Consider the following 13,799-nt stretch of genomic DNA (forward strand, 5'->3'; position numbering starts at 1 on the left):
ACTGTTTCTATCGTATAAACACGCTGTACCCCGCGCGCAGGGCCGATATAATGCGGCCCTTTGCCGTCGCTTCGTCTGTTGACGTTTCGCACAGGCCTTTGGCCGCAGCCTCCGTGGAAGAACCTAATGAAAAGCGCAGAAATCCGTGAAGCCTTCCTTCGCTTCTTCGAAGAGCAAGGCCACACCCGTGTAGCCTCCAGCTCTTTGATTCCGGGCAACGACCCAACCCTGCTGTTCACTAACGCGGGGATGAACCAGTTCAAGGACTGCTTTCTGGGCCAGGAAAAGCGCGCGTACACCCGCGCTGTAAGCAGCCAGAAATGCGTGCGCGCCGGCGGCAAGCACAACGACCTGGAAAACGTCGGTTACACCGCCCGTCACCACACCTTCTTCGAAATGCTGGGTAACTTCAGTTTCGGTGATTATTTCAAGCGTGACGCCATCACCTACGCCTGGAACTTCCTGACCTCCGAAAAGTGGCTGAACCTGCCCAAAGAAAAGCTCTGGGTCACCGTCTACGCCAGCGATGACGAAGCGTACGACATCTGGACCAAAGATATCGGCGTGCCGGCCGAGCGCATGGTTCGCATCGGCGACAACAAGGGCGCGCCGTACGCGTCCGACAACTTCTGGACCATGGGCGATACCGGCCCATGCGGTCCTTGCACCGAGATTTTCTACGATCACGGCGCCGACATCTGGGGTGGCCCACCGGGCTCGCCGGAAGAAGACGGCGACCGTTACATCGAAATCTGGAACAACGTGTTCATGCAGTTCAACCGCACCGCCGATGGCGTGTTGCACCCGTTGCCAGCGCCGTCGGTGGACACCGGCATGGGCCTGGAGCGGATCAGTGCCGTGCTGCAGCACGTTCACTCGAACTATGAAATCGACCTGTTCCAGAGCCTGCTGAGCGCATCGGCCAAAGCCATCGGTTGCACCAACGATGCTCAGGCTTCGCTGAAAGTCGTGGCTGACCACATCCGTTCCTGCGGTTTCCTGATTGCCGACGGCGTGCTGCCGTCCAACGAAGGTCGCGGTTATGTGCTGCGCCGGATCATTCGTCGCGCTTGCCGTCATGGCAACAAACTGGGCGCCAAGGGCAGCTTCTTCTATCAGATCGTTGCGGCCCTGGTCGCCGAGATGGGCGAAGCGTTCCCTGAGCTGAAATCCCAACAGGCGCACATCGAACGCGTCCTGAAAGCCGAAGAAGAGCAATTCGCCAAGACCCTGGAGCAGGGTCTGAAGATCCTCGAGCAGGATCTGGCCGAACTCAAAGGCGACGTAGTGCCGGGCGATGTAGTGTTCAAGCTTTACGACACTTACGGCTTCCCGATGGACCTGACTGGCGACATCGCTCGCGAGCGCAGCCTGACCATCGACGAAGAAGGTTTCGAGCGCGAAATGGAAGCCCAGCGCGTCCGTGCTCGCTCCGCCAGTTCCTTTGGCATGGACTACAACAGCCTGGTCAAGGTTGATGTGGCCACCGAGTTCACCGGTTACACCGCTCACAGCGGTTCCGCCAAAATCGTTGCTCTCTATAAAGACGGGCAATCGGTTGACGTGCTGAGCGAAGGCGAAGAGGGCGTGGTCGTTCTCAATCAGACCCCGTTCTATGCCGAATCCGGTGGTCAGATTGGTGATTGCGGCTTCCTCCAGGCTGGCGCTGCGCGTTTCGACGTGCGCGACACCACCAAGACCGGCGGAGCGTTCCTGCACCACGGTGTGCTGGATTCGGGCAGCCTGATCGTGGGTGCTCCGGTCGAGACTCATGTCGATGCCGACGTGCGTCACGCGACGTCGCTGAACCACTCCGCCACTCACTTGCTGCACGCTGCGTTGCGTCAGGTATTGGGCGAGCACGTTCAGCAGAAGGGCTCGTTGGTCGACAGTCAGCGTCTACGCTTTGACTTCAGCCACTTCGAGGCGATCAAGCCTGAGCAGTTGAAGGCGCTGGAAGACATCGTCAACGCCGAAATTCGCAAGAACTCCGAGGTTGAAACCGAAGAAACCGATATCGAAACCGCCAAGCAAAAAGGCGCCATGGCGCTGTTCGGCGAGAAGTACGGCGACAGCGTACGCGTGCTGAGCATGGGCGATTTCTCTGTCGAGTTGTGCGGTGGTATTCACGCCGCCCGTACCGGCGACATCGGCCTGCTGAAAATCATCAGTGAAGGCGGTGTAGCCTCCGGTGTGCGTCGTATTGAGGCATTGACCGGCGCAGCAGCGCTGGCCTACTTGAACGCGGCTGAAGAACAACTCAAGGAAGCGGCCAACCTGGTCAAGGGCAGCCGCGATAACCTGATCGACAAGCTGTCGGCTGTGCTGGAGCGCAACCGTCTGCTGGAGAAGCAACTCGAGCAGTTGCAGGCCAAGGCGGCCAGCGCGGCGGGCGACGATCTGTCGGCTTCTGCCCTGGACGTCAAAGGCGTGAAAGTGCTGGCCGTGCGTCTGGACGGTCAGGACGGCAAGGCGCTGTTGGCGCTGGTCGATCAATTGAAAAACAAACTCGGCCGCGCAGTGATCCTGCTCGGCAGTGTCCATGAGGAAAAGGTCGTACTGGTTGCAGGCGTGACCAAAGACCTGACTGGCCAACTCAAAGCCGGTGATTTGATGAAACAGGCTGCTGCGGCAGTGGGCGGGAAGGGCGGTGGTCGTCCAGACATGGCGCAGGGCGGTGGTACTGACGCTGGCGCACTGGATGCCGCATTGGCCCTGACCGTTCCATTTGTAGAGCAGGGTTTATAAGGCAGTGTGCCTGGCCCGCGGTCTAGTGGCGGGCCAGAACGCTGTTTGAGTGATTATTGGGCGCCCTTCATGGGCAGAGGCGGCTTTGAAATGGCTTTGATCGTACAGAAATTTGGAGGCACCTCAGTCGGCACTGTCGAGAGAATCGAGCAGGTCGCCGACAAGGTTAAGAAATTCCGCGAGGCGGGCGATGACCTGGTGGTTGTGCTGTCTGCAATGAGCGGCGAGACCAACCGTCTGATCGATCTGGCCAAGCAAATCAGTGGCGACGGCCAGCCGGTTCCTCGTGAGCTGGATGTGATCGTATCCACCGGTGAGCAGGTGACGATTGCACTGTTGGCCATGGCGCTGATCAAGCGTGGCGTGCCAGCGGTGTCGTACACCGGCAATCAGGTGCGGATTCTGACGGATAGCGCGCACAATAAAGCGCGTATCTTGCAGATTGATGACCAGAAGATTCGCGGTGACCTGAAGGCCGGTCGTGTGGTGGTTGTCGCTGGTTTCCAGGGCGTCGACGAGCACGGCAATATCACCACCCTCGGTCGTGGCGGTTCCGACACCACCGGCGTGGCGCTGGCGGCAGCCCTGAAGGCTGACGAATGCCAGATCTACACCGACGTCGACGGCGTCTACACCACCGATCCGCGTGTGGTGTCCGTGGCTCAGCGCCTGGACAAGATCACCTTTGAAGAGATGCTGGAAATGGCCAGCCTCGGTTCCAAGGTGTTGCAGATCCGTGCGGTGGAATTCGCCGGCAAGTACAACGTTCCGCTGCGCGTACTGCACAGCTTCAAGGAGGGTCCGGGCACCCTCATTACTATTGATGAAGAGGAAACCATGGAACAGCCGATCATTTCCGGCATCGCTTTCAACCGCGATGAAGCCAAGCTGACCATCCGTGGCGTGCCAGACACCCCGGGCGTGGCGTTCAAGATTCTCGGCCCGATCAGTGCCGCGAACATCGAAGTCGACATGATCGTGCAGAACGTTGCGCACGATAACACCACCGACTTCACCTTCACCGTGCACCGCAATGACTTCCAGGCGGCGCAAACCGTGCTGGAAAACACTGCTCGCGAGATCGGTGCCCGTGAAGTCATTGGCGACACCAAGATCGCCAAGGTCTCGATCGTCGGCGTCGGCATGCGCTCCCACGCAGGTGTGGCCAGCCGTATGTTCGAATCCCTGGCGAAAGAGAGCATCAACATCCAGATGATCTCGACCTCGGAAATCAAGGTGTCCGTGGTGATCGAAGAGAAGTACCTGGAGCTGGCTGTGCGCGCTCTGCACACGGCTTTCGAACTGGATGCGCCAGCCCGACAGGGCGAGTAATACGTTCCCCCAAGGGCGCGGTCTGACCGCGCCCTTCGTTTTTTTGAATGGCGCGTACCAAAACTGTTCTTTTGCTCGCGCTAGTCAATACTCAGGCATGTAGGGCTGCGATCGTTCTGGTTGTAGGTCGAATGCCTTTTTTTTGCAGACTGTTGTCCCTGAAATGAAATGCGTGAGGAGAAAGGTATGCTGATTCTGACTCGTCGGTGCGCAGAAAGCCTGATTATTGGTGATGGCGAAATCACTGTGACCGTGCTCGGCGTAAAAGGAAATCAAGTGCGTATCGGTGTGAATGCCCCGAAAGAGGTTGCTGTGCACCGTGAAGAAATTTACCTGCGTATAAAGAAAGAGAAGGACGAAGAACCAAGCCATTAATTTTTATCGTTTTTTATGTTTGCAAACGGGGAAAAGGTTGGTTAAGATACGCCCCGTGTTGCGGAGAGCTGGCCGAGTGGCCGAAGGCGCTCCCCTGCTAAGGGAGTACACCTCAAAAGGGTGTCGGGGGTTCGAATCCCCCGTTCTCCGCCATTATTTGCGTAGTACGTTGTAATCTGGCTTCTTCGGTAAGTTGTTGAAATTACTAGAAAAAGTGCTTTACAAAAAGATTTAACGGCCTATAATGCGCGGCAACAAATGCACTCGTAGCTCAGCTGGATAGAGTACTCGGCTACGAACCGAGCGGTCACAGGTTCGAATCCTGTCGAGTGCACCATTTAAGAGTTGTTTGCAGTAATGTGAATAACTTGGCTTCAACCAGTTGTGATCTGGTATAAAAACACAAATGCACTCGTAGCTCAGCTGGATAGAGTACTCGGCTACGAACCGAGCGGTCACAGGTTCGAATCCTGTCGAGTGCACCAAACACCAAAAAGCCCGCGTTTAACGCGGGCTTTTTGCCGTCTGCGATTTGGCTTTTCCTTTAGTACAACCTTTCTCGTCGAACTCGACATGAGCACTGCGCCCTCGCTTGTTGTCGTAGCGATAGCTTATGGCTGAATTGCGGGTGGTGATTTTGTCGGGTTTGCCGAGCGCACTTTCGACGTCCTGCTGGCTCATGCCGGCAACGACCCGCTGATTGATGATCGCTATGCGGCGTTCCTTCGCGCTGAGCAGATCTCCACATCTGCCTTCGGATTGACCAGCGACCGTAGGCTCTCTCCTTTGCAATTTCGTACCTGATATTTCGCGAGACTCGGCCTCAGGCATCAGGGGCGTCACGCTGCCTGGCAGGAACGTGCGTACGTCGTGTGCTGAGAGGCTTTCTCCTGCCGTACAGCTCAAGGTTGTGAAGGTGATGTGCCCATTGGCGGCTTCGCACCGGTGAACGGTCGTGGCGAGCACCTGGGGCGGCAGGCAGAGCAGGGCGGCAAGCAAATAATGAGCAATCGATGGCATTCGACGTCCTCCATGACGGTCTTCATCAAGGGTAGTCATTACATTTTCAGGTGGCGGTGTGTTTTCTTTTCAGGATGAGTCGTCGCAGTTTCATGGATCAGGATGGCGCTCAGGTTTATCTCGCAAGCACTTGTTTCAGCCGCGATTTTTTAACGTTTAAAACCGTCAGGCGGTGTTATCATTGCGCCCGTCAGCCCCGCCGGGGCTTGTGGAATACCTCCATGGACTTACCCAGTAGTTACTCGTTACCCCGTTTTTACAATCATGAATTGACTGATTGATCCTTCCGGCGTGCCCCGCTGCTGGGAGTGGAGTTCGCCTATGTCTGAAGTTGAAGTAAAGAAAACGCAGGAAAGCTTGCAGGACCGCCTCGCTCAAGTCGTTGAGCTGCTGCAGCGCCAGCGAGTGGTCGAAGACCTGACTCATCGCCAGGAAGGTCCGCATCACGACCGGGTCGAGAACCTGGTTCACCGGCAAAACCTCGTCGAGTTGCAGCGCAAGCTCGATGATCTGCACTCCGCCGACGTTGCCTACATCCTCGAAGCCTTGCCGCTGGACGATCGCCTGACGGTCTGGCAATTGGTCAAGGCTGATCGCGACGGCGACATTCTGCTCGAAGTATCCGATTCGGTTCGTGAAACCCTGATCGCCGACATGGACGATCACGAGCTCCTGGCGGCGGCCAAGGACATGGATGCCGACGAACTCGCTGACCTGGCCTCCGAGCTGCCGCGAGATGTCGTCCACGAGCTGATGGAAACCCTCGATAATCAACAGCGTGAGCGCGTCCGCTCCGCGTTGTCCTATGACGAGGAGCAGGTCGGTGCGCTGATGGACTTCGAGATGGTGACTATCCGTGAGGATGTCAGTCTCGAAGTGGTTTTGCGTTACCTGCGTCGTCTCAAAGAACTGCCAAGCCACACCGACAAACTGTTCGTGGTCGATTACGACGGCGTGCTCAAGGGTGTGTTGCCGATCAAGCGTCTGCTGGTCAACGACCCGGAAAAGCAGGTGTCGGAAGTCATGGCCAGCGACCCGGTGAGTTTTCATCCGGATGAAGACGCTTACGAGGCCGCTCAGGCGTTCGAGCGTTACGACTTGATCTCGGCGCCGGTAGTCGACAAGAACGGCAAGCTGATCGGTCGTCTGACCATCGATGAAATGGTCGACCTGATTCGTGAAGAGAGCGAAAACGAAGTTCTCAACATGGCGGGTCTGCGTGAAGAAGAAGATATTTTCGCATCAGTCTGGAAGTCCCTGCGCAACCGTTGGGCCTGGCTGGCGATAAACCTGATCACCGCGTTCATTGCATCGCGGGTGATCGGCCTGTTCGAAGGATCCATCGAGAAACTGGTAGCACTCGCGGCATTGATGCCGATCGTTGCCGGTATCGGTGGCAACTCGGGTAACCAGACAATCACCATGATCGTTCGGGCCATGGCGCTGGACCAGGTCAGTACCGGCAATACGTCGCGGCTGATGCGCAAGGAGTTGGCGGTTGGCCTGATCAATGGTCTGGTCTGGGGCGGCGTGATTGGTGTGGTGGCCTATTTGCTTTATGGCAGTTGGTCCCTGGGCGTGGTGATGACCGCCGCCATGACGCTTAATTTGCTGCTTGCGGCGTTGATGGGGGTTTTGATTCCGATGACCCTGGCGCGGCTTGGGCGCGACCCGGCAATGGGTGCCAGTGTGATGATCACGGCCATGACTGACAGTGGCGGCTTTTTCATCTTCCTCGGGCTGGCGACGATTTTCCTGCTTTGATGTCCTGTTTTAAAAGAGCCCGCCAATCGGCGGGTTTTTTTTAGCCAAATTTCAGGCAAAAAAAAAAGCCAGCAATTACGCTGGCTTGAGCTTTCGGGATGAATCAGGAAGCGTCTGCGGCCATTTCGGCGTCATGGGCGATCAGCGAAACCAGAGCGTTTTGCTGGCGGTGGGAGAGCTGGCGGAAGCGCTGCAGCAGTTCGCGTTCATGCAAAGACAGTTCGGGGCTGTCCAGGCGCATGCTCAACTCTTCACCCAACGCGCCTTCCTGAATAAGGCTTTGCTCAAGGCGCGCGATGATTTCGGAGTTCATGCTGCGATGATGATTGCGAGCCACCTCGGCAATGCGTTCACGCATTCCGTCTGGCAGACGTACGACGAACTTGTCAGCCGTACGGCTGGAATAAATTGCCTGTTTCAATGGGCGCATATATTTAACCGGTTAGTTCAGGGGAGCGGTTCTCGGGATAGGCCGCAGGATGTCAGATAGGACAAGCACTCCGGCCAAATGTTCAACCTGAATTGATAGAGGCGCGCATCATGCCTCAAATTAGCCAGATCATTGGCGTCAATTCTGTGACAAATATTGATCTGGGTAAAGGCTTAATGCCAGCACCTATTACCAGAAATGCGGACTGGTTTGAAAATAATCCATGAGTCCGAATGACTGACCGCGTCCTCTTGCCCGACAGGTGATGCCCGAAGACGCCTGAAGGTGCATGCTATGCGGATTCGATCCTTGTTCCTTACCTTATACAGGATAGTGGCAAATGGCCGATTTACTAGTCTGGGCGTATGGCGCGGGATGATTTCAGGATGGGTGGCAGGCTAATTTATTTAATGGGGCCTTCGGGATCCGGCAAGGACAGCCTTATCGAAGCTGCTCGCGAGCCGCTGCGCGCACGCAATTGTGAAGTCGTGCGTCGCGTTATCACACGCTCGGCGGAATCGTTGGGTGAAGACGCCATCGAGGTGTCCCGCGAAGAGTTCGAACAACGCAGGGCCGAAGGGGATTTTGCGCTGTCGTGGCAGGCCAATGGGCTCAATTACGGTATTCCTGTGCGCGTAGACCAATGGCTCGCGGACGGTCGCGATGTGTTGATCAACGGTTCGCGCGGGCACCTGGCAGAAGCGCAACAGCGCTATCCCACGCTATTGCCGGTGCTATTGACGGTCAAGGATGAAGCCCTGCGCGAGCGCCTTTTACGGCGGGGGCGTGAGAGCCCGGCAGAAATTGAAGCAAGACTGCGCCGTAATGCGCTGTTTACGGCTGATGAGTCAATCGATGGTATGCAGATCTGTCGACTCGATAACTCCGGCGACCTTACTGTAACTGTCGCCAATCTTCTGGAGCTGCTGAACCTCAGCGCAAAACCGGATCGAACTTGATCTTGCGCCCGGCGATCAACGCCAGCACAAACAGTGCACCGAACACGGCGCAAGCAATCAGGGGCAGGGTAACGACCGTGTCCTCGACCAATGACAAATGAAGGATGCCACTCAGTAAGGCGAGGACGAAAAATCCTGCGGCTGATTTGGACATGCTGTGCTCCTGATGGGGGGATTTCAAAATACCAAGCGTTCGAAAGACTGTGTGCGCAACTGAATAGTCTCTTGGCTCACCTCTTGGCCGACAACACTGCGTTGATCGTTCGTGACTGCCAATTGAGGCGTTTTTTGCAGCTGTAGGTAATGAGGTATGCGTTGAGCAATTGTCGTAGCGTCGTTTTCAGGGAAGAAATGAAAACCCAACAGAACCGCCAAAGCGACCGCGTTCGCGATTAAAAGCGCGCTGTTCATGGGGCTGATCTCCTGTGTTTGTTGAAAACAGTCGAAGCAGCCCGCATGCCAAAAGTTTAACGACTATTAAATCCTTTAAAAACAATGAATTAAGATATTTTTGCAAAGGGTCTGTATTGCATTTTGCAATGATGGCATTTTGCGGTGATGCAAATTGCACGGTAAACAAAGCCACGCTCTCGTGAGGCGTCTGCCTACACTTAAAAAGCCCTACGGACGACATGACAAAAGCGGGCCTGCCCGTTAACATGCACGCCGTCCATCGCTGCGCATTCCTTTGCGGGCGACTTGTGTCTCAGTAGCTCAATTGGATAGAGCATCCCCCTCCTAAGGGGAAGGTTGGCAGTTCGAACCTGCCCTGGGACACCATATATTTGAAAGCCCCACGCAGAGTGATCTGGTGGGGCTTTTTTGTGGCTGTCTGCAGCGATGGATTCAACTCCAGCCCAACATCAAGCCGTCAGCGTATGGTCAGCCTCCCCAAACCAGGTGCGCACCAGATCGGTACCACTCGTGCCAGTGTTGGCAAGAACCGCCACATCGGCGAAGTTCGTACCATTGGCTGCACCGTCGGCATCCACCTTCACGGTGATGTCGCTGCCTGATTGCGTCAGTTGGACGAAGTCGGACGCCTGGCTGATACCGCTAACGAAGTTGGCGCTGAGCAGTGCAGAGAGGTCGAGTGCGTCGCCTTCGGCGAAGTTGTAGTCGAGGATGGTGTCCCCGCCTTCCGCCGCGTTGAGATAGGCGAACATATCGGCTCCCGCGCCACCGCTGAGCGTGTCCTCCCCACCACGACCCGCCAGGATGTCGTTGCCGTCGCCGCCACTGAGTACGTCTGCCGCCATGCTGCCCACGAGTGTGCCACTGGATGCTCCGTTGTAACTGACTTGGGTACCGGCCTCACCGTCGGTGACCTGGAAGTCCTCCACTGTGTAGTGCCCTAGCAGGTTCACCTCGGCCCGGTGCATGCCGTCGTCCACCGTCAGCAGGCCGCCGCTGCCAGAGGCGTTGACGCTGTAGCTGAGCTGGGTGTTGGCGCCGAAGGCGAGATCGCCGAAGGTCAGCATGTCATCGCTTTCCAGACCGAGGATGCCGACCAAGGAACCTGCCGCTTCGGCCTGTGCGATTACCAGTGTGCCCGCGCCTTCGCCGTGGAAGGCGACGGACCCGTGTGCTGCGCCGGAAAAGGTCAGGGTCGCGTCGCCGTCGATGGTGGCGCTGCCGTTGCCCATCACGTCGGCCAGCAGGCGCATGTCGCCACCGTTGGCCCATAAGTGACCGGAGTTTTCGACCGCACTGGCCACCGTCATGCCGCCTTCACCCGTGGACTCCAGCACGCCGCTGTTGGTGATGGTGTGGGTGCCGGTGTCGAGCACCAGGCTGTTCAGCCCGCTGGCCAGGATCAACCCCGCATTGACCAGCACCAACTGCCCGGCGCCCAACTGGCCTGCACCGGAAATGCGGTTGTCGACGTTGGTCAGGACAGTGTCGGCGCTGCCACCGAAAATCACGTTCTGCGCGCTGTCGGATAACAGTACCTGGCCGCCACCGGTCAAGGTTGCACCGCGGAACAGAATCTCAAGATTGGTCTCGCTGCCTGTGGAGCCGAGTTCGATGGTGCCGCTGTTATGAATGCTGCCACCGAACGGCATGATCGCGCCGTCGGCAATGGTGAGGGTACCGGTATTGGTCATGACCGGATCCACATCGAACTGGAAGTTCGCTTCGCTCACGTCCGCCGCATCGACACCTTTCAGGGTGACCGACTGGCCGGATCCGATGCTGACCAGCGCATTGCCGTTGGCGTCGTTAGTGATGCTCAAGTCAGCAAAGCTGTTGATGCCCGGGAAGCCGATCAAGTCGATTTTGTCCGCCGCCGCATCGAAGCTGTGGATGACATTGTTGCCGATCGGCTGGGCGAAGACGAACAGGTCGGCGCCGCTGGAGCCGGTGAGGTTGTCGTCCGCTGACAGGGCGAAGATCGGTGAGCCGGGGGCGTAGGCTTCGACGTTGTCGGAGATGAAGGCGTTGCTAATGCTGCCATCGGTATTGGTCCAGGTCATGTTGACATCAAGCACCAGCGCACCGGCGAAGTCGGCCGGGGTTGTCACGGTCAGTGAGCCGGGATCGCTGGTCTGCACGGTCCAGGTGCCGTCGCGGTTGTCGGTTCCTGCATTGAATATCCATCCCGAGGGAACACCGCTGATCGTCACCATTATCGGGCCGTTAATTTCGGCCAACGGAATGTTGAGGGCTAGATTGATGGGTTCGCCTGCCACACCTGCCGGGAGGTTTGCACTAGTGCTGTACGCAACGCCCGTATTACCAGCCAAGTCCGTGTAGGTGTTTGCAACGCTGGCTTTTACAGATCCATTGCCATTGCTGCTGAATCTTGTGAAGTCCACTGTATAAGTATTGCCACTACCGGAGAAGTTGCTGAGGGTTCCACGGCCTGCCGTGACACTGACATCATTGATATCGAAATTAATCACAGCTTCACTGAATGTGATGGTTATTGTGCCGCTACCGGTGTTCCCTAACACTGGGGCCGCGGTTATGGAAGTCACCGTCGGCGCCACGGTATCAACTGGAGTCTCAACTACGTTCTGCACGTTTACCGTAATTGTCTGCGTGTCGGTTCCGCCATTGCCGTCGGCCACCAGAACGTCCACAACATAGGCATTGTCACCGTCAGCACCACCGACATCCTGGGCATTCTCGTAATCCGGCGCCGAATTGAACGTCAGCACCCCGCTTGAACTGATCGAGAACTTGCTGAAGTCCGTCCCGGCCGTATTCAGGATCGAGTAGCTCAGGGTTTGCGCCGGAAGATCAGCATCGGTCGCCGTTACTGTCGTGACCGCCGTGGTGTTCTCCGCCACATTGACCGAAGCCGTCGCACCACCACCGTTGGAGGTGATCACCGGGGAGTTATCGTTGACTCCCGTCACGGTCACCGCGATCGCCTGGTCGTCAAACAGCGTGCCGTCCGACGCCCGAACAATCACGTCATAGACGTTGTTGATTCCCGAGTCAGTCGGCGCTTCAAAGTTGGGTGCAGAAACAAAGCTCAGCGCGCCGGTGCCTGAAACGATCGAGAACTTCGCGGCATCCGCTCCGCCGACGATGCTGTAGCTCAGGGTTTGCGCCGGCAGATCAGCGTCGATCGCTGCCACCGTCGTGACCACCGTGCTGTTCTCCGCCACATTGACCGAAGCCGTCGCACCACCACCGTTGGAGGTGATCACCGGGCTGTTGTCGTTGACGCCCGTCACGGTCACCGAGATCGCCTGGTCGTCAAACAGCGTGCCGTCCGACGCCCGAACAATAACGTCATAGACGTTGTTGGTTCCCGAGTCAGCCGGCGCTTCAAAGTTGGGCGCAGAGACAAAGCTCAGCGCGCCTGTGCCTGAAACGATCGAGAACTTCGCGGCATCCGTTCCGCCGACGATGCTGTAGCTCAGGGTTTGTGCCGGAAGATCAACGTCGGTTGCTACCACCGTTGTAACTGCCGTGCTGTTCTCCACCACGCTGACCGAAGCCGTCGTACCACCGCCGTTGGAGGTGATTGTTGGCGAGTCGTTGCTGCCGTTAATGGTCACCGTCACCGCAGTCGCGGTGCCGTCGGCGCTAAGTACCGTGAAGGTGTCGGTCAGGCTGTCGCCGACATTGAGTGCGTCGAAGGCCGAGTTGGCGGTATAGCTCCAGTTACCCGCGGCATCGATGGCGAAGGTTCCGTTGGCGCCGGCGGTACCGGATTGGGCCTGGAAGGTTTCCGGGCTGTCGATGTCGCTAACGGTGAGACTGCCGCCGGTGGTGAGTGGGGCATTGGTTTCGGTCAGCGTGACGCTGGCTGAGGACAGCACTGCGGCGTCGTTACTGCCTTTGATGGTGACGGTCACCGAGGTCGCGGTGCCGTCGGCACTGAGTACCGTGAAGCTGTCGTTCAGGTTGTCGCCGACATTGAGTGCGTCGAAGGCCGAGTTGGCGGTATAGCTCCAGTTACCCGCGGCATCGATGGCGAAGGTTCCGTTGGCGCCGGCGGTACCGGATTGGGCCTGGAAGGTTTCCGGGCTGTCGATGTCGCTAACGGTGAGACTGCCGCCGGTGGTGAGTGGGGCATTGGTTTCGGTCAGCACGATGTTGGCCGAGGACAACACGGCGGCGTCGTTACTGCCGGTGATGTGGACTGTGACCGAAGTGAGGGTGCCATCGGCACTGCTCACGACGAAGGTGTCGGTGTAGGTGGTGCCGGCGACGAACTCGTTGTGGGCGGAATTGGCGACATAGCTCCAGGCACCATTGGTGCCGATGGAGAATTGGCCGTAACTGCCGGCGGTGTTGGGTTGGGCGACGAAGGTTGCGGCGCTGTCGATGTCGCTGATGGTCAGGGTGCCGTTGGTGGTCAGTGGGGCATTGGTCTCGGTGAGGTTAGCGATGTCGGCGGACAACACGGCGGCATCGTTGGTGCCGAGGATATGCACGGTGACCGAAGTGAGGGTGCCATCGGCACTGCTCACTGAGAAAGTGTCGGTGTAGGTGGTGCCGGCGACGAACTCGTTGTGGGCGCTATTGGCGACATAGCTCCAGGCACCATTGGTGCCGATGGAGAATTGGCCGTAACTGCCGGCGGTGTTGGGTTGGGCGACGAAGGTTGCGGCGCTGTCGACATCGCTGATGGTCAGGGTGCCGTTGGTGGTCAGTGAGGCATTGGTCTCGGTGAGGTTGGCGATGTCGGCGGACAACACCGCGGCGTC

General features: G+C 57.7%; 10 protein-coding genes and 4 tRNA genes. 9 read left to right on the forward strand and 5 right to left on the reverse strand.

The features are described from left to right. Positions 1-126 precede the first annotated feature (126 nt). The 6 genes from alaS to IB250_RS13540 all read left to right on the forward strand — a co-directional run bounded on the left by alaS (position 127) and on the right by IB250_RS13540 (position 4,940). A complete protein-coding gene (gene alaS / locus IB250_RS13515) occupies positions 127-2,748 on the forward strand; it encodes an alanine--tRNA ligase (RefSeq protein ID WP_192344435.1) in 2,622 nt (873 codons plus the stop codon). A 90-nt stretch (positions 2,749-2,838) separates the two neighbouring features. After that, complete coding sequence (locus tag IB250_RS13520) at positions 2,839-4,080, forward strand: aspartate kinase (RefSeq protein WP_038979429.1); 1,242 nt, start codon at positions 2,839-2,841, stop codon at positions 4,078-4,080. A gap of 186 nt (positions 4,081-4,266) precedes the next feature. Then, positions 4,267-4,455: a carbon storage regulator CsrA gene (csrA, locus tag IB250_RS13525; RefSeq protein WP_002554426.1), complete on the forward strand. Its 189-nt coding sequence runs from the start codon at positions 4,267-4,269 to the stop codon at positions 4,453-4,455. Between the two features lie 62 nt (positions 4,456-4,517). Continuing rightward, a tRNA-Ser gene (locus tag IB250_RS13530) sits at positions 4,518-4,608 on the forward strand. Positions 4,609-4,715: 107 nt separating this feature from the next. Further along, positions 4,716-4,792: transfer RNA gene (locus IB250_RS13535), tRNA-Arg, on the forward strand. 71 nt (positions 4,793-4,863) lie between these two features. Beyond that, positions 4,864-4,940 (forward strand) — tRNA-Arg (locus IB250_RS13540). A gap of 19 nt (positions 4,941-4,959) precedes the next feature. On the opposite strand, the gene IB250_RS13545 is transcribed toward IB250_RS13540, so the two are convergent. Beyond that, positions 4,960-5,475: a cell envelope protein SmpA gene (locus IB250_RS13545; RefSeq protein WP_192344436.1), complete on the reverse strand. Its 516-nt coding sequence runs from the start codon at positions 5,473-5,475 to the stop codon at positions 4,960-4,962. A 321-nt stretch (positions 5,476-5,796) separates the two neighbouring features. Here IB250_RS13545 and mgtE point away from each other — a divergent pair, with 321 nt between their 5' ends. Continuing rightward, positions 5,797-7,239, forward strand: coding sequence for a magnesium transporter (gene mgtE / locus IB250_RS13550; RefSeq protein ID WP_192344437.1), 1,443 nt, complete (start codon positions 5,797-5,799; stop codon positions 7,237-7,239). Positions 7,240-7,342: 103 nt separating this feature from the next. On the opposite strand, the gene IB250_RS13555 is transcribed toward mgtE, so the two are convergent. Beyond that, on the reverse strand, positions 7,343-7,669 hold the full coding sequence (locus tag IB250_RS13555; RefSeq protein WP_003178899.1) for an Arc family DNA-binding protein: 327 nt from the start codon (positions 7,667-7,669) through the stop codon (positions 7,343-7,345). 386 nt (positions 7,670-8,055) lie between these two features. Here IB250_RS13555 and phnN point away from each other — a divergent pair, with 386 nt between their 5' ends. After that, complete coding sequence (phnN, locus tag IB250_RS13560; RefSeq protein WP_192344451.1) at positions 8,056-8,628, forward strand: phosphonate metabolism protein/1,5-bisphosphokinase (PRPP-forming) PhnN; 573 nt, start codon at positions 8,056-8,058, stop codon at positions 8,626-8,628. Here the strand turns inward: phnN and IB250_RS13565 are convergent. Beyond that, positions 8,603-8,782: a PA3371 family protein gene (locus IB250_RS13565; RefSeq protein ID WP_192344438.1), complete on the reverse strand. Its 180-nt coding sequence runs from the start codon at positions 8,780-8,782 to the stop codon at positions 8,603-8,605. The genes phnN and IB250_RS13565 overlap by 26 nt on opposite strands. 23 nt (positions 8,783-8,805) lie before the next feature. Then, positions 8,806-9,039, reverse strand: coding sequence for a hypothetical protein (locus tag IB250_RS13570; RefSeq protein ID WP_192344439.1), 234 nt, complete (start codon positions 9,037-9,039; stop codon positions 8,806-8,808). 292 nt (positions 9,040-9,331) lie between these two features. Between IB250_RS13570 and IB250_RS13575 the strand changes: the two genes are divergently transcribed. After that, positions 9,332-9,408: transfer RNA gene (locus tag IB250_RS13575), tRNA-Arg, on the forward strand. An 83-nt stretch (positions 9,409-9,491) separates the two neighbouring features. Here the strand turns inward: IB250_RS13575 and IB250_RS13580 are convergent. Continuing rightward, a partial coding sequence (locus IB250_RS13580; RefSeq protein WP_192344440.1) for a beta strand repeat-containing protein occupies positions 9,492-13,799 on the reverse strand: 4,308 nt, incomplete at its 5' end.

Origin of the sequence: Pseudomonas sp. PDM09 (genome assembly GCF_014852305.1) — a bacterium.
GTDB lineage: Bacteria > Pseudomonadota > Gammaproteobacteria > Pseudomonadales > Pseudomonadaceae > Aquipseudomonas.

Coding starts and splice junctions, on each gene's coding strand:
- phnN (WP_192344451.1), top strand. CDS start 8,056: ATGGGTGGCAGGCTAATTTATTTAATGGGGCCTTCGGGATCCGGCAAG.
- csrA (WP_002554426.1), top strand. CDS start 4,267: ATGCTGATTCTGACTCGTCGGTGCGCAGAAAGCCTGATTATTGGTGAT.
- IB250_RS13570 (WP_192344439.1), bottom strand. CDS start 9,039: ATGAACAGCGCGCTTTTAATCGCGAACGCGGTCGCTTTGGCGGTTCTG.
- IB250_RS13520 (WP_038979429.1), top strand. CDS start 2,839: ATGGCTTTGATCGTACAGAAATTTGGAGGCACCTCAGTCGGCACTGTC.
- IB250_RS13555 (WP_003178899.1), bottom strand. CDS start 7,669: ATGCGCCCATTGAAACAGGCAATTTATTCCAGCCGTACGGCTGACAAG.
- mgtE (WP_192344437.1), top strand. CDS start 5,797: ATGTCTGAAGTTGAAGTAAAGAAAACGCAGGAAAGCTTGCAGGACCGC.
- IB250_RS13545 (WP_192344436.1), bottom strand. CDS start 5,475: ATGCCATCGATTGCTCATTATTTGCTTGCCGCCCTGCTCTGCCTGCCG.
- IB250_RS13565 (WP_192344438.1), bottom strand. CDS start 8,782: ATGTCCAAATCAGCCGCAGGATTTTTCGTCCTCGCCTTACTGAGTGGC.
- alaS (WP_192344435.1), top strand. CDS start 127: ATGAAAAGCGCAGAAATCCGTGAAGCCTTCCTTCGCTTCTTCGAAGAG.